The organism is Kocuria sp. cx-455, from assembly GCF_057707085.1.
Window position 1 is genome coordinate 190,660 of record NZ_JBYIPM010000003.1, and the last position, 20,410, is coordinate 211,069.

Below are 20,410 nucleotides of genomic sequence, written 5' to 3' on the forward strand. Positions count from 1 at the left end.
GCACCGACCGCCGCCCGGAGGGCGAGCCGTTGCTCACCCCGTTCCGCGGGGCGCTCGTGCACTTCGCCCTGACCGACGACGACGTCTACATGACCACCGAGCTCAAGGGCCCGGACACCTTCTTCCTCCCCTTCAACCGGGGCCACCACAACGGGGCGGGCAACCCGCCCTCGCCCGATGGGGTGCGCACCTCCTACTTCTGGCGCGAGGTGCTGCAGCGGGACGCGTGGCTGAGCATCCTCACCAAGTTCGTCTACGTCAACCACGAGAAGAAGCGGGACCCCAGGACCGGGCGGATCACGGAGTCCAGCCAGATCCGGTTCCCCCGCTTCCATCAGTGGCGCGCCGTCACCAAGCTGACCGAGGCCGCCCGCGCGGACGGCCCGGGGCAGAAGTACCTGATCCAGCACTCGGCGGGCTCGGGCAAGACGGATTCGATCGCGTGGACCGCCCACCGCATGGCGTCCCTGCACACCCCGGAGGGTAAGAAGGTCTTCGACACCGTGTTCGTCATCGCGGACCGGCAGGTGCTGGACCGTCAGCTCCAGGACGCGGTGGACCAACTGGTGGTCGCCACCGGGACCTTCGAGCCCATCACCTCTGGTTCCGAGGGTTCCAAGACCGAACGCCTGCTGGAGGCGCTGCGGGCGGGCACGCAGATCATCGGCGTGACCCTGCAGACCTTCCCGTACGCCCTAGCCAAGATCCGAGAAAAAGGCGGCACGTTCGAGGGTAAGCGCTTCGCGGTGATCGCGGACGAGGCGCATTCGTCGCAGACGGGCGCGGCGGCGTCCTCGGTTAAGGACCTGCTGTACCGCAACGACCCGTCCGCTGCGGGGCTGGACGAGGAGACCGAGCTGGAACCCGGCGCGGACCAGGACGCCCTGATCCAAATGGCCGCGCAAGCGGACGACGGCCGGCGGATCAGCTACGTCGCTTTCACGGCCACCCCCAAGGCCAAGACCCTGGACCTGTTCGGCACCCCTGGCTCGGACGGCAAACCCCAGCCGTTCGACCTGTACTCGATGAAGCAGGCCATCCAGGAGGGCTTCATCCTGGACGTGCTCAAGAACTACACGTCCTACGAGATGGCCGCCCGGATCGCTCTGAAGGGCGCGGACCCGGCGACGCTGCCGGAGGGCAGGACGGGCGCGTCGTCGTCGGACGAGGAAGTGGACGTGCGGCGGGGAACGCGCGCGTACATCGGGTTCGTGGAGCTGCATCCGACGAATGTTGCCTCCAAGGTGGACGTGATCCTCGAGCATTACCAGCACACCGTGAAGCAGGAGCTGGGCGGGCGCGCCAAGGCAATGGTGGTCACCGGCTCGCGCGCGGCGGCGGTGAAGTACCAGCGGGCGTTCCAGAAGCACATCGAACGGGAGAAGCTGCCGCTGAAGACGCTCGTGGCGTTCTCGGGGTCGCTGCCGGACCCGGACGTCACCGCGATCGGCCATGCGCCGGTGCCCGAGGTGACCGAGACATCCATGAACCCGGAACTGCGCGGACGGGACCTGGCCGGGGTGTTCGGGCAGGAGGACCAGAACATCCTGATCGTGGCGAACAAGTACCAGACGGGCTTCGACCAGCCACTGCTCACGGCCATGTACGTGGACAAGCAGCTCTCCGGGATCGCGGCGGTGCAGACGCTGTCGCGGCTCAACCGGCGCGGGGACGGCAAGAAGAACACGTACGTGCTGGACTTCGTCAACGACCCCGCGCAGATCCTGGCGGCGTTCCAGGACTACTACGAGGACGCGCGCATCGAGACGGACTCGGACCCGGACCTCGTGGCCAAGCAGATGACCAAGCTGGATGCCGCCAACATCTACACGCCCGCGGAGGTCGACCGGGTGTGGGCGGCGTGGTCGAACAGGAACGGCAAGCGCGGCGCGCTGACCTCGGGGCTGACTCCGGCGGTCGAGCGCTTCATGCGCCGCTGGTCTCTCGCGCTGGAGGACAACGACGCCGCCGCGCGCGATGAGCTCGACGAGTTCCGTTCCCTGCTGGCCCAGTACGTGACTTCTTACGCGTTCTTCTCCCAGATCCTGAACTTCGGGGATCCGTACTACCTGAAGCTCTCGGTGTTCGCGGACCTGCTGGGGCGGCTGCTGCGCGAGCAACTGGACACCGGCGAGCGCGAGACCGTGACCGCGGAGGACGTGGTGCTGACCCATTACCGGCTGGAGAAGCAGCGGGGCGAGGACCTGGACCTGCGGGACGGCGAGGGCCGGGGGCTGCAGGGCATGACCGAGGCCGGGATGGCCAGGCAGCAGGAGCGGGAGCGGGCGGCCAAGGCGGAGCTGGTGGAGAAGGTCAACAAGTACCTCGGGGACCTGGACGCCTCGGACGAGCACAAGCTCAGCGCCGCGGAGCTGCTGGTCAGCGAGGTCGCCGGGAACGAGGAGTTGCGCCAGCAGGCGCGGAACAACACCAAGGCGGACTTCGCGTTCTCGCCGCGGCTGCCGGTGGTGCTGGAGGACAGCGTGTGGAGCCAGAACCGCCAGTCCGAGGCGATTGCCAAGCGCTTCCAGGAGCTGTCCTCCGCGCAGCTGGTGGACCTGGCCATGGCGTTCAACCTGTGGGAGCGGCTGCGGGAGGCGGGGTAAGCCACCCGCAGCCCCTCCGGCAGAACCCCGAATCTCAGGGGCGTCCGGCCTTGGTCTCCAGCGAGGAGAGGTCCAGCACACTGTTGGTGCGCTCCGGCTTGTACCAGCCGACCATCCGTCCCTTGAGCGCCTGCAACAGGGAAGCGTAGAGCAGGTAGGCGCGCAGGGGTTCGTAGATTACCCGGTAGACCGGCACCACCAGCAAGTGGGTCCAGGACTCCCCGACCATGCGCAGGGCCAGCACGCAGATCAGCCCGTGCAGCCCGGCCACGAAGGCCGCGAAGATCGCGATCGCCTGCCAGTTGCCGGAGACCAGGCTCAGGGCCGCCATCAGCACGGTCAGGGGCAGGAAGAGCAGCGGGACCACGGTGGCGAGCATCGTGTAGGGCAGGGTGAGCATGCCCAGCGCCCGGTAGCGGGGGCGGAAGAGCATGTCCGAATGCTTCCACAGGGCCTGGATGTTGCCGTAGGTCCAGCGCAGCCGCTGCTTGGCCAACCCCTTGGCCGTGACGGGGGCTTCGGTCCACGCCACGGCCCGGTTCTCCTGGACCACCGTGTACCCCAGTTTCTGCAGGGTCATGGTCAGGTCCGCGTCCTCCGCCAGGGTGTCGTGGGAGTATCCCCCGGCGGCCTGCAAGGCTTCCTTCCGCCATGCCGCGCACGCGCCGGGCACGATGGAGATCGCCCCGATCACACCCTCGGCCACCCTGGTCACGCAGATGCCGGAGATGTACTCCAGCGACTGCCACATGGTCAGCAGGTTGGAACGATTGCCCACCTTGATGTGCCCGGCCACCGCGCCCACCCGGCGATCGCCGTCGGTGTCGTAGAAGTGACGGGTGAGCATCCGGATGGTCTGCGGCTCGAAGATGGTGTCCCCGTCGAGGGTCACCACGATCTCCCCGTTCGCGGCCAGGATGGCCTGGTTGGAGGCGACCGACTTGCCGGAGTTGGGTTGGGTGAGCACCCGCAGTTGCGGCCACTCGGCGGCGACCTCGCGCAGGATGGCACCCGTGTTGTCGGTGGAGCCGTCGTCGACGACGATGACCTCCAGGTTCGGGTAGTCGCTGGCCCGCAGCGAAGCCAGTGTGCGGGCCACCACCGGTTCCTCGTTGTACACCGGCAGGATCACGCTCACCAGCGGCAGCTCATGCTCCGGCAGTTCTCGCCACACCCGCTTCTTCTGCCGCCGATTACCCACGAGCGCCAGCACGATGTAGAGGACCGACATGATCGTGAGGGAGCCGATGCCGAACCAGAACAGCCAGCTCATCACCACGGACGGAGCCACCGAGACCCCCGCGACCGTCGCGGCAACGGTCTCGTCCCCGACCGTGGTTTGCACGTCCTTCTCCGCCTGGTACTGCTCCGGGGCGATGCTGTCGACCGTGGCGAACGTATAGCCCTTGTCCTTGGCCTCCTGGATGAGCTCCCGCAGGGCCTCGACCGAGGCGGTGCGGTCCCCGCCGCCGTCGTGCATCAGCACCACGTGTCCTTTCCCGTCCAGTTCGGGCACCGGGACGTCCTCGCCCGCGGCGTAGCTCCAGTCCTCGGTGTCGATGTCGAAGTTGACGTGCAGGTATCCCAGCTGCTGAGCCTGCAACAGCGGCAGCGGGTTGTTATCGGCGTCGGCCTCCGGGATGCGGAACAGGGACGAGGCGTAGCCGCCCACCGCGCGCATCTCCCGGTCGGTGCTGATCACTTCCTCGCGGTTGAACAAGCTGTTGGTGTCGGAGGTTGCGTGGGTCATGGTGTGATTGCCCACGGAATGCCCCTCCTTGATGATGCGCTGGAACACGTCGGGGTTCGCCGCCACATTGGTGCCGATCGTGAAGAACGTGGCGGGCACGCCCTCCTCGGAGAGCACGTTGAGGATCTCATTGGTGTATTCGGCGTCCGGCCCGTCGTCGAAGGTCAGCACCAGCTGCCCGTCGGCGGCAGCCCCGAAGTGCTCCAGGGCGTAGGGACTGTCCCCCACCGTGGCGATCTCGTCATCGGTCAGCACCCGGAAGACGTCATCGCTGAACGGATCGGCCAGGACCTTCTGCCCGTCGACCTCCTCGATCAGGCCGATGCGCGAGAACGCGTATCCGTCCTCGTCCCCCAGCACCGGGATGTCTTCCTCGTCCCCGCTGGCCAGCAATTCCTGGGCGTACTCGGCGTCCTGGTTCTTCGTCTGGGTGGGGGTGGGTGCCAGCGCCTGCGGCACCAGCCACGACAGTGAACCCGCCAGGATCAGCAGGACCAGCACCAGCCCCACGAGGATCCGGCGCCAGCGTTTCCCGCTGGAATCGAAGAACACCGGTGTGACAGCCGTGCTGCCCGTGCGCCCGAGCCCCGAGCCCCCCGTGCGCCGGCCAGCCCGGTGCACACCCCGATTGTGAAAAAAACGTGCCATGACATCCCCATCCCCAGTTGGCGATCCGTCCCCTCGGACGGATCTGCCGGCGCATCCCCCGGATGCCCCGGCCCGTGGGGCCCGCCATGGCGCGCGTGAACGGTCCTCGCTGAGGTCTCGGCTCACGGCTCACCATGCAGGTCCCCGTCGGGTAGGGTTCCTGCGCCGCCCCCCATGGACATGGCGCAGGAACCCGTGGATGCAGTCATCCCATGCCCGGCCCCCCGGCTCGGGTATGGGGCTGCTTCTCCCCCTATGCACCGACCCCGGTGGGGCCGTGCATGCATTCATCGGACCACGGGGGTACTGAGAACCTACTGAGGCTCCGCTCGGGGTGGGGCACGGCGGCGGACGCCGCAGGGTGGCTGGGGAAAGGGCTACCGCGGGTACTGTTCCGCAAGTGCCCGGGTGAAGTCCCCGTCCTGCTGTTCGACGCCACTGCACACGCCGCTGGCCCGCTGCGCCGCGGACTCGTCCGTGGTGCAGGCGCGATCCCGGTCGAGGGACCACAGGGAGAGCCGGCCGACGCCCTGCTCACGCGCGAACTCGTTCAACTGCTGCGCGGCGGCAAGATCGAAGACCTCCCCGTCGACGTCGTTGCGGCCGATCATCGGCGTCAACCCGAGGTGCTGCCAGGCCTGCTCGTCCGACAACTCCTGCCCGGCACTGCCGTAGAGCTCTTTCACCTGCGTCTGCGCGGCGCGAGCTGCGGCCACGGACGCGTCGTAGGAACTCTGGTCAGAATCCTTGCCATCCCCGTAGTTCATGGTCATGAGGTTCACCCCGGCCAGGTCCACGCCGGCCTCCAGCAACTGCGCCACGGTCTGCTGGGACTGCTCGTCCAGTCCCTCCTTGCCCACCGGCAGGGTCACCCACACCTCGAGGGGATCGTCATCGGGCCGCTCCTCCTGCAACCGGGCCACGGCCTCCGCGCGGCGGCTGCCGGCGTCGCTGTTCTGCAGGTCGTCCATCTCGATGTCGAGGTCCACGGCGTCAAGGTCGTAGCGCTCGACGACGGCGCTGTACGCCTCGTACAGCTCGTCCGCATCCTCACAGCCGGTGGCCAGTTCGGTTCCGGACTGTCCCCCGAAGGAGACGACCACGTCGCCGCCGTTGCTGCGCAACGTGTCGATCCGGGTGTCCAGGTCAAGTTTTTCCGCGGCGTCGTCGAGCCCGTAATAGCCGCCCCACGAGGGGGTGCACGCGTCGTCGGTGTCCGAGACCACGAACGACAGCACGGTGCGGCCCTGGCTGGCGGTGTCCTGGCTCTCGAACTCGTACCGGGGGACCGACGTCACGTTAACGTAGCCGCCGAACCACGCACTTTCCGGCACCCCGCCGCCCCCCTGGCCTGCGCACCCGGTCAGTAGTCCCACCCCCAGGATCGCGAGCGCACCAATGCGACGGGCTGTGCTCCCCCGCCTCCGTGACCTGATTGTCTCCATGCCTTTTTCCTCCCCCGGCCCCTTAGGCTGTTTCTACCCGGCCCCGGCCCGCCCGTGGCGATCACCATGGACCGGCTGCGGCTCATGGCATCCGCACGTTACACCCCGCCACCTGAGGAACCGGACAAACGCGGGGTCACGGCCGCGCGGGGAATCCGGACGACCATCACCGGAGACTCTGTCGAATCTCGCGGGTGCCCGTCGAGCGTTTCTCAGGCTCCTCTAATCATCGACGCCCTAGCCTTTGGGGGCACCGGCGGGACAAAGCGCCGGGACGGTCTCGGCCAACGACGCCCGTGACCTGTGAACGAAAGCTCATACGCCCCGTACCGGGGCCGGGGGGGAACACAGGAGAACGGGTGGATACCACACGGCGCGGGAACGCCACAGATAAGACAGCCACAAGGGAGCCAGCAGTGCGCTCCACACGGCTTGGGGGCGCCACTATCCAGGAAGCCACGACGGGGCAAGCAGTGCGCTCCGGACGGCGACTGGTGGGAATCGACGCCGCTCGCGGGTTGGCGTTGATCGGGCTCATGGCCATCCACATCCTCCCTTCGTGGAACACGGAGACCGGAGAGGCCACCTGGTCCTGGCGCCTGTTCTCGGGCGATTCGGCGGCATTGTTCGCGCTACTGGCCGGGGTGGGCCTGGCCCTCGGGTCCGGCGGGCGGCACCCGCGCGAAGGGCGTGCCCTGACCGGCGAGCGCGTGGGTGTCCTGGTACGCGCCCTGCTGATCACCACGGTCGGTCTGTGCATCAACGCCGTGATGCCGGAGAACCCTCCCGCGTACGACATTCTGTTCTACTACGGCGTGTTCTTCCTCCTGGCCATCCCGTTCCTGCATGCGAAGGCCCCAGCCCTGTTCATGTGGGCGGCCGGATTCGGAATTTTTGCTCCCCTCCTGATGCAGGGCCTGTTGGATGTGCTCCCTGAGTGGTGGTACTACAACCCCACGCTGAGCAATGTGCTGAGCAATCCCGCGGGCACCGCATCCCAGTTGCTGCTGACCGGTAGCTACCCGGCGCTGCCGTACATGACCTATCTGCTGGTCGGAATGGGGCTGGGTCGCCTGGACTTGCGGGCCGTGAGCACCCAGGTCCGCCTAATTGTCGTGGGTGCGTCGCTGTGGATCGCCGCCCAGACCATCTCCTACGTGCTTCTCTACGGCTTCGAGGGATACTTCAAGTTGCAGGCGGCATCGCATCTGAGCGAGGAGAAACTCGACGAGATCCTGGTGTGGGGCGCGGGTTCACTGCCGACCACCACCGGGTGGTGGCTGGCCATCACGACCCCGCACTCCAACACACCGCTCGCCATCGCGGCCAGCTTGGGGGTGGGCCTGACGGTGCTGGGGGTGTTCCTGCTGATCAGCCGGAAAATCGGGGACTGGCTCCTGCCGTTGTACGCGATGGGCTCCATGACGCTCACCCTCTACACGGCGCACCTGCTGGTGTTGTCCCTGGGCCTGCACGAGGACGCCCCGTACCTTTGGTGGACCGTGCATCTGCTGGTGGCCGCTTGTTTCGCAGTCGTGTGGAAGCTGACCCTGGGCCAGGGACCGCTTGAGCGGGTGGTCGCCTTCGGCGCCAAGGGAACGCGCCGCCTCGTCGTGGGGCGGAACCCGCAGGCAAAGCCACTGGAGTGAGCCAGCGTTACGACCGGCCCGATCGACGCGGCCTGTAGAACGACGTCGGCGCCGGCCTTGAGAAGCCACCCAAGACATCGCAGATCTGCTGCTTCGGCTGGCTACGGCCAGACAAGTTCAGACCCCTCGCTTAGCCTTGAGCTCATGGACTTCTACACGATCCCGCACCTCAGCGGAGATTTGGTCGACCTCGAACCACTGACCGTCGAGCACGCACCGGAGCTCGCGGAGGCCATTGCGGAAGACGACCTCTACAAGGTCTGGTTCGCCCGCCTCCCCTCCCCGGACGGGATGCTCGCGGATATTGAGAGCACGCTGGAACGGCATACGGCCCAGCAGTGTGTTCCGTGGGCCGTCCGCCGCAGGAGTGATAACCGGGCAGTGGGTGTCACCACGTTCTTGCACATCAGACCGGACAACAGGCGGTTGGAAATCGGCTCCACATGGTTGGCCTCGAGTGCGCAAGGCACGGGGATCAACGCGGAAGCAAAACTACTGCTGCTGGCCCACGCCTTCGAGACCCTGGGCTGCATCGCGGTGGAGTTCCGTACGCACTGGCACAACCGTCGCTCCCGCGCCGCGATTGCGGCGCTCGGTGCCAAACAGGACGGTGTCCTGCGCAATCATGACGTGTGGCGAGACGGAACGGTGCGCGACGTCGTCGTTTTTTCAATCATCGACCGCGAGTGGCCGACCGTTCGTCTGGGGTTGCGGGAGAAAGTCCGGTCATTCACCGAGTAAAGGTCAGGCACGCGTGGTGGGCGCACGGAGACGAACGGCCCATTGCCTCACATGAACCGAATTATGACCGGTTCAACATGAATCACCCCGCGTAGTGTTATGCATCACGCAATGGCGGTAAGAATGGACCACGCCGGTTTCCGAGACCGCGCAACGTCCCCTCGCTCCTTGAGCGTCTGCCGAGCGATACCTCTCCACCTGTGATCCATGGAGGCAACATGCCACGTCCCATTAGTCGACGCTCATTGCTCATGGGCATGTCGTCGGTGTCTGCATTGGCGATGCTTTCGGGCTGTTCATCCGGCCCTCGCGCAACCGATCGGTCCGAGCAGCTCGTGTGGTCCACCTACGGCGTGGGCACCGGCACGTATAACGACCTTGCGGCCGTGGCCAACACCCTGACCGGCCGCACGGGGCGCCAGATCCGCCTGATGACCTCGGACACCGGCATTGGCCGGCTGGCCCCGCTGATCAACGGCACCGCGCAGTACTCCCGCGCCGGGGACGAGTACTACTACGCCTTTGAAGGCAATGACGAGTTCACGTCCGAGACCTGGGGTCCTCAGCCCGTCCGCCTGGTCTGGACTCCCCCGGGCAACTACGGCGTGCTGGTCCGCAAGGACAGCGGTATCGACAAGGTCGAAGACCTCAAGGGCAAGAAGTACCCCCGCCTGGTCGCGAGCACCTCCATGAACCGCAAACTCGAGGGCATTCTCAATTACGGCGGACTGACGGGTTCGGATGTCGAGTTCGTGGACATCTCCTACGGTGGCCAGATCGAGGGCCTGAAAACGGGACAGATCGACGCGCTGTACCAGAACGTTGTCGGCGCGAATATCGAGGAACTGGCCTCGCAGTACCCGGTGCACTGGCTGGATCTGGGCGGCAACGACCAGTCCAAGTACGAGACCTGGGAAGAACTGGCACCCATGGTGCGGCCGGGCCGATTCGTGAACGGCGCGGGCATGGACGAGGGCGACTCGGCCGTCAACATGCAATACACGATCCCCCTGACCACGCTCGCCGAACGCCCCAGTGACGAGGTCACTCGCCTGGTCACCGCCCTGGACGAAAACTTCGACTACTTCAAGAGCGCCACCCCGGACGCCAAGAACTTCGCCTTCGACCGAATCCTGCTGGAACCCCTGGTGGTGCCGTTCCACGAGGCGATGGTCGAGTTCCTCAAACAAAAGAAGCGCTGGACCCCCGGCCTGCAGACACGCAATGACGCGCTGCTCGAACGCGAGCGCCTCATGATGGCGGAATGGCCCGGGTTCTGGGAGGAGAACGGCGACAACGACAACGTGCGCACCATGTGGGTCGAGTGGAAACGCGATAATCTCCCCGCGCTTCCCCCTATTAACGATGTTCCCGAACCGTCAGAAAACGGAGGTGCGGCATGAGCACTGTCCAGCAACCGGCCGAGCAAGCTCCCCGGGCCTCGCGTATCACTTCCGGGCAAACCTCGGACCCGGCAGGCGAGGAGTTCATGCACGCCGGTGACGCGGTCCTCCACGACCACAACCCCCGCCTGACCCCGCTCTGGCGCGCGATCATCATTGTGCTCACCGTGGCGGGCATCCTGCTGACCATGAACCAGGTGTTCTTCTGGAACCTGGGCGACCTGGCGGTGCTCACCAATTCGTTCCTGTACCTGTTGATGGCGTGCTTCATACCGATCGTGTTCATCGTCAATCCGCTGCGTAAGAAGTCCGCGCCGGCCGGTGGCGTGGCCGTCACCGAGTCCAGCGACGGCTCGGGTTCCACGGCGGCCGGGCCCAGCAAGCACGACGGCGCTCGCGGCGTCCCGTGGTACGACATCCTTCTGATCCTGGTCACCATTGGCACGTGCGTTTACTTCTCCGTGAACGGTGTACGCATTCAGGAGTACGGCTGGCAGTTCATCGCCCCGACCTTGGCAACCGTGCTGAGCTTCGTGTTCTGGCTGATCGTCCTGGAAGGCCTGCGCCGCGGTTCCGGCTGGATCGTGACCGTCATTGCCTTCTTGTTCTCGGTGTACCCGTTGTTCGCGGGGCAGATCCCGCTGTCCTTCCTGCAGGGCATCTCCTACGACCTACCCACCCTGGCCCAGGTGCACACCATGGGCACGGACAGTGTTCTCGGCTTACCCCTGCAGACCGCGGGCACCATCCTGGTGGGCTTCCTGTTGTTCGGAACCGTACTGCAACACACCGGCGGCGCAGACTTCTTCCACAACCTCTCCATGGCCATCTTCGGCCGCTACCGCGGTGGTTCGGCCAAGGTCTCCGTCGCCAGCTCCGCAGCCATGGGCATGATGAGCGGCTCGGCGGTGTCCAACGTGTTGACCACGGGCCCCATGACCATTCCGGCCATGAAGAAATCCGGGTTCAGCGCCAAGGTGGCCGGCGCGGTGGAAGCCACGGCATCCTCTGGCGGCTCCATCACCCCGCCCATCATGGGCACCGCGGCGTTCCTGATGGTCTCCTTCGTGGGCGTGCCCTACACCACCATCCTGATGGCTGCGACCATCCCGGCAGTCCTCTACTACCTGGGTATCTTCCTGCAGATCGACGGGTACGCGGCCCAGCGTGGTCTGCGCGGAACGCCCCGCAACCTGCTGCCCCGCGCGGGCGCAGCCCTGATCGAGGGCTGGCCCTATCTCGGCGCCCTTGCCCTGTTGACCGTGCTGCTGTTCACCGGAGACTCCGAGTCCCAGGTGCCCTACTGGGTGGTCGGTGTGCTTCTGCTGATCGCCCTGGTGAAGCCGAGCCTGACGTTCGGCCCCGAACAGTGGGTCGAGATGGGCATCGATGTCGGAAAGACCCTGGGCCAGATCGTGGCCATCATTGCCGGCGTGGGCCTGATCCTCGGCGGTCTGAGCGCCACCGGGGTGGCGCTGTCCCTGTCCCGCGACCTCGTGGCCCTGGTCGGCGAGAACGTGGTGCTGTTGCTCATCGCCGGCGCGGCCGTGTGTTTCGTGCTCGGTATGGGCCTGACCATTTCCGCGGCCTACGTGTTCCTGGCCATCGTGATGGCCCCGGCCGTGATTGCGCTCGGTGTGGATCCCATTGCCGCCCACTTGTTCGTCATTTACTGGGCCTCGGTCTCCTACATCACCCCTCCCGTGGGGCTGGCCGCGTTTGCCGCCGCGGGCATTTCCAAGGCCTCACCCATGGCCACGTGCTTCTCAGCCATGAGGCTCGGCGCGGTCAAGTACGTGGTGCCGTTCGGCTTCGCCCTGAACCCCGCCTTGGTCGCTCAGGACTCGCCGGGCAAGGTCATCCTGGCCTTCGTGTTCAGCATCATTGCCGTGTATGCGCTGGCCGGTGCCATTGGCGGCTGGTTGACCTTCGTGGAGCGCCAGGTGCCCCTTGCCTTCCGTGTGATGCTGGCCGTGGGCGGGTTCATGATGTTCCTCCCGGGCCTGCTGGTCACGCTGATCGGGTTGGCCATTGTGGTGGCCACCTCGCTGCTCGTCCGGGCCATGAAACCCACGCCGGTCATCGACCCCGAGACCGGTGAGATATCCCGAGTTCCCCAAACCGAAGAAAAGGAGCCCGCTCAGTGACTTCCGCTGACGACACCGTGACGGTGGACATCCAGGACGGCATGGCCGTGATCACGATCGACCGCCCCGAGGTACGCAACGCAATCAACGCCTCGGTGCTCGGCAACATCTCACGGGCCTTGGACGAACTTGCCGACAACGACGAAGCTCAGATCGTGATCTTCACGGGCGCCGGTGACAAGGCCTTCGTGGCCGGGGCGGACATCAACGAGTTGGCCGTCCGCAAGCCGAAGGACGGACTGCGCGCCGCAATGCAGGGCGTTTACGAAAAGGTCGAGCAGTTCCACAAGCCGACCATTGCGGCGGTCAACGGTTATGCCTTTGGCGGCGGACACGAACTGGCTCTTGCCTGTGACATCAGGATCGCGTCCACCAACGCGCAGTTCGCCCTGCCCGAGACCAGCCTGGGCATCATGCCCGCCGCGGGTGGTACCCAACGCCTGGCACGGTTGGTGGGAGTGGGTAGAGCCACCGAAATGATCCTGACCAGCAGGCGCATCACAGCCCGGGAAGCCCTGGCCATGGGGCTGGTGACCGACGTCGTCGAACCCGAAGAACTCATGCCCAAGGCCAAGGACACCGCGCGGACGATCCTGTCCAAGGGACCGCTGGCCACCCAGCTGGCCAAAACCGTGGTGCGCCACGGCTTCGATGCAGACCACGGCACCGGGATCCTGTTGGAACGCCTCGCCCAAGCGGTGCTTTACAGCAGCGCAGAGAAAGTCGAGGGCACCAACGCGTTCCTGGAGAAGCGCACCCCGGACTACCGAGCAGCCCAGCGAAAGGACGATGAGGCGTGAGCGAATCCAGCAATCCCCTGGCCGACATCAAACACGTCACCGTGATCGGCGCCGGCGCCATGGGTTCCCAGATCGCCATGGTCTCCGCCCTGGCCGGGTACACCACCGACCTCGTGGACATCGCCGACGAGTACGTGGCGCGCGCCAAGTCGCAACTGGAATCCCACATGAATCGCGATGTCGACAAGAACCGCCGCACCCGGGAGGACGTCACGGCCGCATTCGATCGGCTCACGTTCACCACCGACCGCGAGGGCAGCGCCGCCCACACGGACTTTGTCATCGAGGCCGCCGTGGAGGATCTGGGGATCAAACGGGAGCTGTTCGCGGACCTGGATCGGATCTGCCCGCCGCACACGATTCTGGCCACGAACTCTTCCAACATCGTCTCCTCCCGCGTGGCGGATGCGACCGGCCGACCGGACAAGGTCTGCAACTTCCACTTCTTCAATCCCGCACTGGTCATGGAATGCGTGGAAGTGGTCCCCAATGGCCACACCTCCCAGGAGACGGTCGAGACCGCCGTGGCGCTGGCCCAGTCCTTCGGCAAGAAACCCGTCACGCTGAAACGGGAAACGCCCGGTTTCGTGGCCAATCGCCTGTTGGGGGCCCTGCGCACGGAAGCGCTCAAGCTCTATGAAGAGGGCATCGCGGACTTCGAGGACATCGACGTCGCCGCGAAGACCGCGCTGCGTCACCCCATGGGCCCGTTCGAATTGATGGATCTGGTGGGCGTGGATGTCGTGTATTTGATCCGCATGGCTGAGTACGAGCAGACCGGCAACCCGGAGAGTCTTCCCCGCCCGGCGATCAAGGAACTCTACGAAGCCGGTCGCTTCGGGCGGAAGTCCGGACAGGGTTGGTACAGCTACGACTGAGCATTGAGCTCCCCGGCGGGGCGGGCATCGGCGAACATCGTGCGCGCGATCTGAACCACCGATCGCAGTGCGGGGTTCCGGTCCGATGCTCGCCACACGAGTCTGACTTCCAACGGACGCTGCTCCTCGGCGAGCGGCAGGAACACCACGCCGTCCGACGAAACATTGTCCCGCACGGAGTCCAAGCTGACGGCGCATCCGATTTCCGCACCGACCAGCACCACCAACGTCCAGGAGTCCGGGGCGGTCTGCACCACGCGGGGCACAAAACCGGCGCTCATGGCCAAGGAGTTCAACCGGTTCGACAGCGCGGACACCGCGCCGCCCGGCAGAGTGACCCACGATTCCTCGGACAGGCTGGCCATGCTCACCCGGGGCTGTTGAGCCAAGCGGTGATTCTTGGGCAGCACCACCATGACTTCTTCGTGAGCGAGGACGCAGGAATTGAGTTCCGCGGGAATGAAGTCCCACCGTCCGATGACCAAATCCAGCGAGTTGTCCAGGAGCCGTTCCAGGCCAAGATGCGAGAACTGCGAACTGTGCAGCTCGAGCATGAGTCCCGGCCGTTTGGCCTTCACCTGTCTGGCGAGCTCGCCCACCTTATGGTTGATGGAGGCTCCGGCGAATCCCAGTCTCACCCGCCCCGTCTCACCGCTCAGGGCATGACGAACGGCCTGCCTTGCCTCCTCCGAGGCGGCCACGAGTCGCGTGGCCGGTTCGATCAAGGCCTTACCCGGCGGGGTCAACGCCACGTGCCGGGTGCTCCGTTCGAACAGCTCTGCGCCCATGCTCTTCTCGAGTTGCTTAATGAGCCTGCTCAGCGGCGGTTGGGCCACCCGCAATTTGGTGGCGGCCCGGCCGAAATGTAGTTCCTCCGCCACCGCGAGGAAAGCCTTGGCCTGGTGAACCTCCATCAATAACCACCTTTATTGCGTTTTGAGCATCACCGGGGGACGCAATTTATATTAGACAGAGCCTAATCCCGATGGTTATGTGGTTCAAAACGCATTCGACTCCATCACTCGAGGTCACCTTCATGACGTTGCCCCTCACCGAGGTCTCCCGCGGCCCTCTCAGCGGAGTGGTCATTGCTGATTTCACCCGCATTCTCGCGGGACCGTACTGCACCATGCTCCTGGCGGACATGGGCGCCACGGTCATCAAGGTCGAAGGGCCCGGCGGTGACGATTCCCGCCAGTGGATCCCTCCCCACCGGGACGGCGTCAGCACCTATTTCTTGTCCGTGAACCGCAACAAGCATTCGGTGGTGCTGGATCTGAAGGATCCGGCGGACTTGGAGACGGCCCACCAGATCGTGGATTCCGCAGATGTGTTCATCGAGAACTTCAAGCCGGGTGGCCTGGAGCAATTCGGGCTCGACGCCGCTTCGGTCGCCGAGCGCTGGCCTCATCTGATTCACGCCAGCATCACGGGATTCGGAACCGAGGGTGGTCGCACCATGCCCGGTTACGACCTGCTGGTGCAGGGCATGTCCGGGTTCATGTCCGTCACCGGCAGCCCGGACGGCCCGCCGCAGCGCGCCGGGGTGGCCATGTTCGACGTGATCACCGGTTTGCACACCGCCCTCGGGATCATGGGTGCCCTGCACGAACGGGCCCAGTCCGGCCAGGGACAACACCTGCAACTGGACCTGCTGTCCTCCGCGCTGTCCGGCTTGGTCAATCAGACCACCGGCTACGCGGCGTGCGGCAACGTGCCCCAGCGCTTGGGTAACGATCACCCGAGCCTCTACCCCTATGGCCCGTTCCCCACCAGCGACAAGGACCTGATCATCACCGTGGGCAACGACAATCAGTTCGCACGGTTGGTGGGCACTTTAGGTGTCCCACACCTGGCGGAGGACGAACGTTTTGCCACCATGAAGGACCGCAACAACCACCGCGACGTTCTCCGGCCGATGCTGGTGGACGCGCTGTCCCGAGCAACCGCGGACGAGTGGTTCACCCGGTTGCAGGCCCAGGGCATTCCGTGCGCGCCCATCCTCGACATTGACGAGGGCGTTGAGTACGCGGACCGTCTGGGTCTGCGTCCAGTGGTGGAAACCGGCAGCGGGGACCAGGCCGTGCCGACCATTAAGAACCCCATTTCCTTCAGCCGCACGCCCGTCGGATACGACAAGGCGCCGCCCGCGTTGGGCGCGGATCAGGCGACCGTGCTCGCCTGGCTCGAGGAGCGACGTCGTGATGGCTGAAGCACCGCGGGAGCAGGGCAAAAAATTCTCCCGGCACATCGAGCTGCGCTGGTCGGATCAGGACGCCAACGGCCACGTCAACAACGCCCGCGCCATCACCCTGGTCGAGGAAGCGCGCGTGCGCGCCGCTCTGCAGTGGACCGGAACAATTCCCAACGGCGCGCGGCCACGCGTGGTGCGCTCCTTGAACGTGGACTTCTTCCGCCCCATCAACTACGGACCCGAGCTGTGGGCCCACGTGTGGATCTCGCGCATCGGCTCCACGTCCTACACCGTGCACCACGAACTCCATCAACACGACAAAGCCTGCGTGGTAGCGGAAACCGTGATCGTGCAGCTCAACCCCGACACCCAGAAGCCCGAACCCCTGGATGACCACATGCGGCAGGCCCTGGGTGCCGCCCTGATCACGCCGCAGAACTGACCTTCTCCGCCGCCCCGCTGCGGCAACCACCACGTGTTCCCTCAGACCGAAAGGCCCGCCATGACCGCCATCATTGATCACCCCGACTTCTTCCTCCTGGACCAGGACCTCTCCCCCGAAGACATCGAGCTGCGGGACAACGTGCGGGCCTTCGGCCAGAGAGAAATTCTGCCGATCATCAATGACTACTGGGAGCGCGCCGAGCACCCTGAACCGGTGTTCGCCAAGCTGCCGGAGTTGGGCATCATCGGGTCCTTCATTCCCGGCTACGGCTGCCCCGGGTTCTCGCGTCAGACCGCGGGCATCGTGGCGCGCGAATTCGGCCGCATCGATGGCTCTTTCAACACGTTCTTGGGTGTGCACTCGAACCTGTGCATGGGAAGTATCTACATGCTCGGCAACGAGGAACAACGCAACCGCTGGCTTCCGCTCATGGCCACGCTGGAGAAGACCGGCGCGTTTGCCCTGACCGAACCGGACCACGGCTCCGACTCCGTGTCCTTGGAGACCTCCGCCCGCAAGGAGGGTAACCAGTGGGTCATCAACGGCCACAAGCGCTGGATCGGTAACGGTCACGCCGCGAACGTCATTGTGCTCTACGCCCGCGACGAGGCCGACGGTCAGGTCAAGGCGTTCGTGGTCGAGAAGCAGGGCAACGGTGAATACCCCGAGGGCTTCCGCCCCGAGGTCATCAACGGCAAGATCGCCAAGCGCGCCATCAACCAGGCAGACATCGTGATCGAGAACCTGAAGATCCCCGACGAGAACCGCCTGCCCAACTGCAACAGCTTCAAGGACGTGAACCTGGTTCTCAAAGCAACCCGAGGTGGCGCGTCCTGGGAGGCCCTGGGCCACGGCATGTCGGCCTTCGAGATCGCCGCACGCTACGCCCTGGAACGCGAGCAGTTCGGCGCCCCCATCGGCAGCTTCCAGCTCGTTCAGGAAAAGCTTGCCACGATGCTCTCGGACCTCACCGCCATGCAGCTCATGTGCACCCGCATGGCCCACCTGGCGGAGAATGATCAGCTCACCGATGCCATGGCGTCCATGGTCAAGATGTTCACCTCCCGCAAGGCCCTGGACATGTGCCGCACCGCCCGCGACATGCTCGCCGGCAACGGCATTCTGCTGGAGAACCACATTGGCCGCCACCTAACGGACATGGAAGTGGTCTCCACCTACGAGGGCACCGATTCCATGCAGGCGCTCATCGTGGGCCGCGAAATCACCGGGATCTCCGCGTTCACCCGTAAGCGCAAGTAAGCAATGCACAACCCTGACGGCGCCCCGGCACACACCTCGTGCCGGGGCGCCGATTCGCTTCCCCGCTCGGTCGGGAGAAAATGTTGGCATGAGCGCCCAACTAACCGGTCAGGATTCCTTGCCGAGCAGCGCCGCCGTGACCACATTCGTGGGCCGCCGCAAGGAATTGAGCGAGGCGCGGGCTACGCTCACGCGATCCAGGCTCACCACGTTGGCCGGGCCGGGCGGGGTCGGCAAGACCCGGCTGGGCATTGAGGTCACTCAACGATTTCGCCGTCAGTTCAACGACGGCACATGGATGGTGGACCTAGGGTCCCTGAACTGCGGCGCACCAATCAGTCCCGCCGTCGCCTCGACGCTGGCCATTCCCGACCAGTCCCATCGCACGGCTTTGGAGCGCGTGGTGACCTACCTGCGTGACAAAGAACTGTTGTTGTTCCTGGACAACTGCGAACATGTGCTCCCCGCGGCCGTGGAACTCGTCGACCGGGTGCTAGCCACAGCTCCCGGCGTGAAAGTTCTGACCACGAGCCGCGAACCCCTGAATATCGCGGGCGAAACTGTCCTTCCCGTTCCGCCCCTGACCCTGCCCTCGACCAATGACGAGCTCTCAGATCGAAACCTGGAGCAGTTCGAATCCGTTGCGTTCCTGGTGGACCGAGCCCGCAACGTGATCGGGGACTTCGCGATCACCCCGCAGAACCGACACGCCGTCATTGAGCTGTGCACTCGTCTCGACGGGATGCCGCTGGCCCTTGAATTCGCAGCGGCGCGGCTACAAAGCATGTCCGTAACTCAGTTATTGGAGAGGCTGGATCAGAGGTTCCGTCTCCTGTCCCGGGGCTCGCGAACGGCGCAACCGCGCCACCGGACGCTTCAGGCCTTGATCGACTGGAGCTACGAGCTGTGCAGCCCGGAGGAACAGGTCCTGTGGCAGCGGCTCACAGTATTCCCGGGCAGCTTCGACCTGGACGCCGCAGAGGAAGTTTGTGGTTTCGGCGACCTGAGCCCTGACCTGATTTTGGACCTCCTGGACCGCCTCGTCGCAAAGTCCATTCTCCTCACGGAACGCACCGGGGAAACCGTGCGTTACCGCCAGCTCATGACGGTCCGGGAATACGGTGCCGAGCGGTTGGGGGAAGGTGCGGCCGGTGAATTGCACCATCGACATCGGGACTGTTTCCTGCGGCGGGCGGAAACCATGGTCGCGCAATGGTGCAGTCCGCGACAAAGCGAATTCATCCTTCGAGCGCGCACCGAACGTCACAATTCGATGGCCGCCCTGGAGTGGTCGGTGAGCACGCCGGGCGAGTTGATCTCCGCCACGCGCCTTGCGGTCGCATTACGTCACCACTGGGTTTCGGACGGTTACCTCAGCGAAGGTCGGTACTGGCTCGACCGTGTTCTGGACGGACACGACGACGCCGCAGCCACGCCCGAGCGCGGTGCGGCCCTGTGGGTGGTCAGCTGGGTCAGCCTGCTGCAAGGGGATCATGAGGCCGGTGCCGAGTATTTGACCGAGTGCCGCAGCGTAGCTACGGCACTGCACGATGACGGATTACTCGCCCACACCCGGCACTGGGCCGGTCTGCATAGTCTGTTCACGGGTGATCTGACAACGTCGATCAGCCAGTACGAGCGTGCTGTGACGGCCCATGACCGCGTGGGTGACACGGGGGCGAGCCTCACGGCGCAGTTCCAACTCGGGATGGCGCAGGTCCTTCACGGTGACCCCCGGATCGCTCTGGCCACGTGCGACCGAGCCATCGAAATAGCCAGCGAACACGATGAACTATGGAACCGCGCATACGCGTTGTGGATCAGCGGGATCTGCCACTGGATGCTGGGTGATCATGTGGCCGCTCATGCCGCCGCCACTGAGGCCCTCACAATCCAGAAGCACTTTCAGGACGCCATCTGCACCGCTCTGACCATCGAATTGCTCTCGTGGGTGGCCGCATCCACGCGGGATTTTCCGCGCGCACTCGAACTTTCCGGCGCGGCAGCCAACGTGTGGCGTGGTTTGGGCACCACCATTGGTGCCTTTGGGCCCCATATTGAACAAATCTCTCAGGCATCGGCCCGTCGAGTGCGGCAAGGTCTGGACCCTGCCCACCGGGATTCCCGTCCCTTCGACCAACGGCCGCTGTCCAAGGAGGCAGCCATTGAGGTTGCCCTGACGGAACCGAGAGAAGGCGCCTCCACCGATGCGGACATCGCGCCCCTTACCCGCAAGGAATGGGAAGTCGCGGAACTGGTGGCGCAAGGACTGACCAACCGCCAAGTGGCCCAGGAACTGGTGGTATCTCCCCGCACTGTGGACGGACATGTGGGACGGATCCTCACCAAACTGGATTTCACGTCACGCATGCACATCGCGTCGTGGGTGAGTAGTAAGAAATCGGGTTAGGCCCCGAGACCGCACCACGCAGTGTGTGGCCCCG

General features: G+C 65.3%; 14 protein-coding genes. 11 read left to right on the forward strand and 3 right to left on the reverse strand.

What is annotated here, in order from left to right; all coding sequences use genetic code 11:
• Positions 1-29: 29 nt before the first annotated feature.
• Entirely contained in the window at positions 30-2,606 is a 2,577-nt protein-coding gene (locus AC3ENJ_RS06400; RefSeq protein WP_431813441.1) for a type I restriction enzyme subunit R domain-containing protein, read from the forward strand.
• A gap of 34 nt (positions 2,607-2,640) precedes the next feature.
• Here AC3ENJ_RS06400 and AC3ENJ_RS06405 read toward each other — a convergent pair whose 3' ends face one another.
• Together AC3ENJ_RS06405 and AC3ENJ_RS06410 are read right to left on the reverse strand one after the other, a co-directional pair.
• Positions 2,641-5,004, reverse strand: coding sequence for a bifunctional polysaccharide deacetylase/glycosyltransferase family 2 protein (locus AC3ENJ_RS06405; RefSeq protein ID WP_431813442.1), 2,364 nt, complete (start codon positions 5,002-5,004; stop codon positions 2,641-2,643).
• 377 nt (positions 5,005-5,381) lie between these two features.
• Positions 5,382-6,449: a chitinase gene (locus AC3ENJ_RS06410; protein ID WP_431813443.1), complete on the reverse strand. Its 1,068-nt coding sequence runs from the start codon at positions 6,447-6,449 to the stop codon at positions 5,382-5,384.
• A gap of 416 nt (positions 6,450-6,865) precedes the next feature.
• Between AC3ENJ_RS06410 and AC3ENJ_RS06415 the strand changes: the two genes are divergently transcribed.
• The 6 genes from AC3ENJ_RS06415 to AC3ENJ_RS06440 all read left to right on the forward strand — a co-directional run bounded on the left by AC3ENJ_RS06415 (position 6,866) and on the right by AC3ENJ_RS06440 (position 14,067).
• Complete coding sequence (locus AC3ENJ_RS06415; RefSeq protein WP_320414951.1) at positions 6,866-8,098, forward strand: heparan-alpha-glucosaminide N-acetyltransferase domain-containing protein; 1,233 nt, start codon at positions 6,866-6,868, stop codon at positions 8,096-8,098.
• A gap of 144 nt (positions 8,099-8,242) precedes the next feature.
• Positions 8,243-8,839 carry a GNAT family N-acetyltransferase gene (locus AC3ENJ_RS06420; RefSeq protein WP_431813444.1) on the forward strand — a complete coding sequence of 199 codons (597 nt, stop codon included), beginning with the start codon at positions 8,243-8,245 and terminating at the stop codon, positions 8,837-8,839.
• A gap of 218 nt (positions 8,840-9,057) precedes the next feature.
• A complete protein-coding gene (locus AC3ENJ_RS06425; RefSeq protein ID WP_431813445.1) occupies positions 9,058-10,242 on the forward strand; it encodes a TAXI family TRAP transporter solute-binding subunit in 1,185 nt (394 codons plus the stop codon).
• Positions 10,239-12,389, forward strand: coding sequence for a TRAP transporter permease (locus tag AC3ENJ_RS06430; RefSeq protein ID WP_431813446.1), 2,151 nt, complete (start codon positions 10,239-10,241; stop codon positions 12,387-12,389). The genes AC3ENJ_RS06425 and AC3ENJ_RS06430 overlap by 4 nt, the downstream gene beginning before the upstream one ends.
• Positions 12,386-13,189 carry an enoyl-CoA hydratase/isomerase family protein gene (locus tag AC3ENJ_RS06435; protein WP_431813447.1) on the forward strand — a complete coding sequence of 268 codons (804 nt, stop codon included), beginning with the start codon at positions 12,386-12,388 and terminating at the stop codon, positions 13,187-13,189. Before AC3ENJ_RS06430 ends, AC3ENJ_RS06435 begins: the two co-directional genes overlap by 4 nt.
• Positions 13,186-14,067: a 3-hydroxyacyl-CoA dehydrogenase family protein gene (locus tag AC3ENJ_RS06440; RefSeq protein WP_431813448.1), complete on the forward strand. Its 882-nt coding sequence runs from the start codon at positions 13,186-13,188 to the stop codon at positions 14,065-14,067. Before AC3ENJ_RS06435 ends, AC3ENJ_RS06440 begins: the two co-directional genes overlap by 4 nt.
• On the opposite strand, the gene AC3ENJ_RS06445 is transcribed toward AC3ENJ_RS06440, so the two are convergent.
• Positions 14,058-14,981, reverse strand: coding sequence for a LysR substrate-binding domain-containing protein (locus tag AC3ENJ_RS06445; protein WP_431813449.1), 924 nt, complete (start codon positions 14,979-14,981; stop codon positions 14,058-14,060). The genes AC3ENJ_RS06440 and AC3ENJ_RS06445 overlap by 10 nt on opposite strands.
• Positions 14,982-15,103: 122 nt before the next feature.
• Here AC3ENJ_RS06445 and AC3ENJ_RS06450 point away from each other — a divergent pair, with 122 nt between their 5' ends.
• From AC3ENJ_RS06450 to AC3ENJ_RS06465, 4 genes are all read left to right on the forward strand, one after another.
• A complete protein-coding gene (locus AC3ENJ_RS06450; protein WP_431813450.1) occupies positions 15,104-16,279 on the forward strand; it encodes a CaiB/BaiF CoA transferase family protein in 1,176 nt (391 codons plus the stop codon).
• Positions 16,272-16,703 (forward strand): acyl-CoA thioesterase, encoded by a 432-nt coding sequence (locus AC3ENJ_RS06455; protein WP_431813451.1) that lies wholly within the window; start codon positions 16,272-16,274, stop codon positions 16,701-16,703. Before AC3ENJ_RS06450 ends, AC3ENJ_RS06455 begins: the two co-directional genes overlap by 8 nt.
• A 60-nt stretch (positions 16,704-16,763) precedes the next feature.
• Entirely contained in the window at positions 16,764-17,966 is a 1,203-nt protein-coding gene (locus tag AC3ENJ_RS06460; protein WP_431813452.1) for an acyl-CoA dehydrogenase family protein, read from the forward strand.
• An 88-nt stretch (positions 17,967-18,054) separates the two neighbouring features.
• Positions 18,055-20,376 (forward strand): ATP-binding protein, encoded by a 2,322-nt coding sequence (locus AC3ENJ_RS06465; protein ID WP_431813453.1) that lies wholly within the window; start codon positions 18,055-18,057, stop codon positions 20,374-20,376.
• Positions 20,377-20,410 lie beyond the last annotated feature (34 nt).

Excerpts from the sequence above, each read along its gene's own strand:
- AC3ENJ_RS06460 (WP_431813452.1), top strand. The coding sequence starts at position 16,764 with ATGACCGCCATCATTGATCACCCCGACTTCTTCCTCCTGGACCAGGAC.
- AC3ENJ_RS06465 (WP_431813453.1), top strand. The coding sequence starts at position 18,055 with ATGAGCGCCCAACTAACCGGTCAGGATTCCTTGCCGAGCAGCGCCGCC.
- AC3ENJ_RS06420 (WP_431813444.1), top strand. The coding sequence starts at position 8,243 with ATGGACTTCTACACGATCCCGCACCTCAGCGGAGATTTGGTCGACCTC.
- AC3ENJ_RS06425 (WP_431813445.1), top strand. The coding sequence starts at position 9,058 with ATGCCACGTCCCATTAGTCGACGCTCATTGCTCATGGGCATGTCGTCG.
- AC3ENJ_RS06445 (WP_431813449.1), bottom strand. The coding sequence starts at position 14,981 with ATGGAGGTTCACCAGGCCAAGGCTTTCCTCGCGGTGGCGGAGGAACTA.
- AC3ENJ_RS06410 (WP_431813443.1), bottom strand. The coding sequence starts at position 6,449 with ATGGAGACAATCAGGTCACGGAGGCGGGGGAGCACAGCCCGTCGCATT.
- AC3ENJ_RS06450 (WP_431813450.1), top strand. The coding sequence starts at position 15,104 with ATGACGTTGCCCCTCACCGAGGTCTCCCGCGGCCCTCTCAGCGGAGTG.
- AC3ENJ_RS06405 (WP_431813442.1), bottom strand. The coding sequence starts at position 5,004 with ATGGCACGTTTTTTTCACAATCGGGGTGTGCACCGGGCTGGCCGGCGC.
- AC3ENJ_RS06455 (WP_431813451.1), top strand. The coding sequence starts at position 16,272 with ATGGCTGAAGCACCGCGGGAGCAGGGCAAAAAATTCTCCCGGCACATC.
- AC3ENJ_RS06430 (WP_431813446.1), top strand. The coding sequence starts at position 10,239 with ATGAGCACTGTCCAGCAACCGGCCGAGCAAGCTCCCCGGGCCTCGCGT.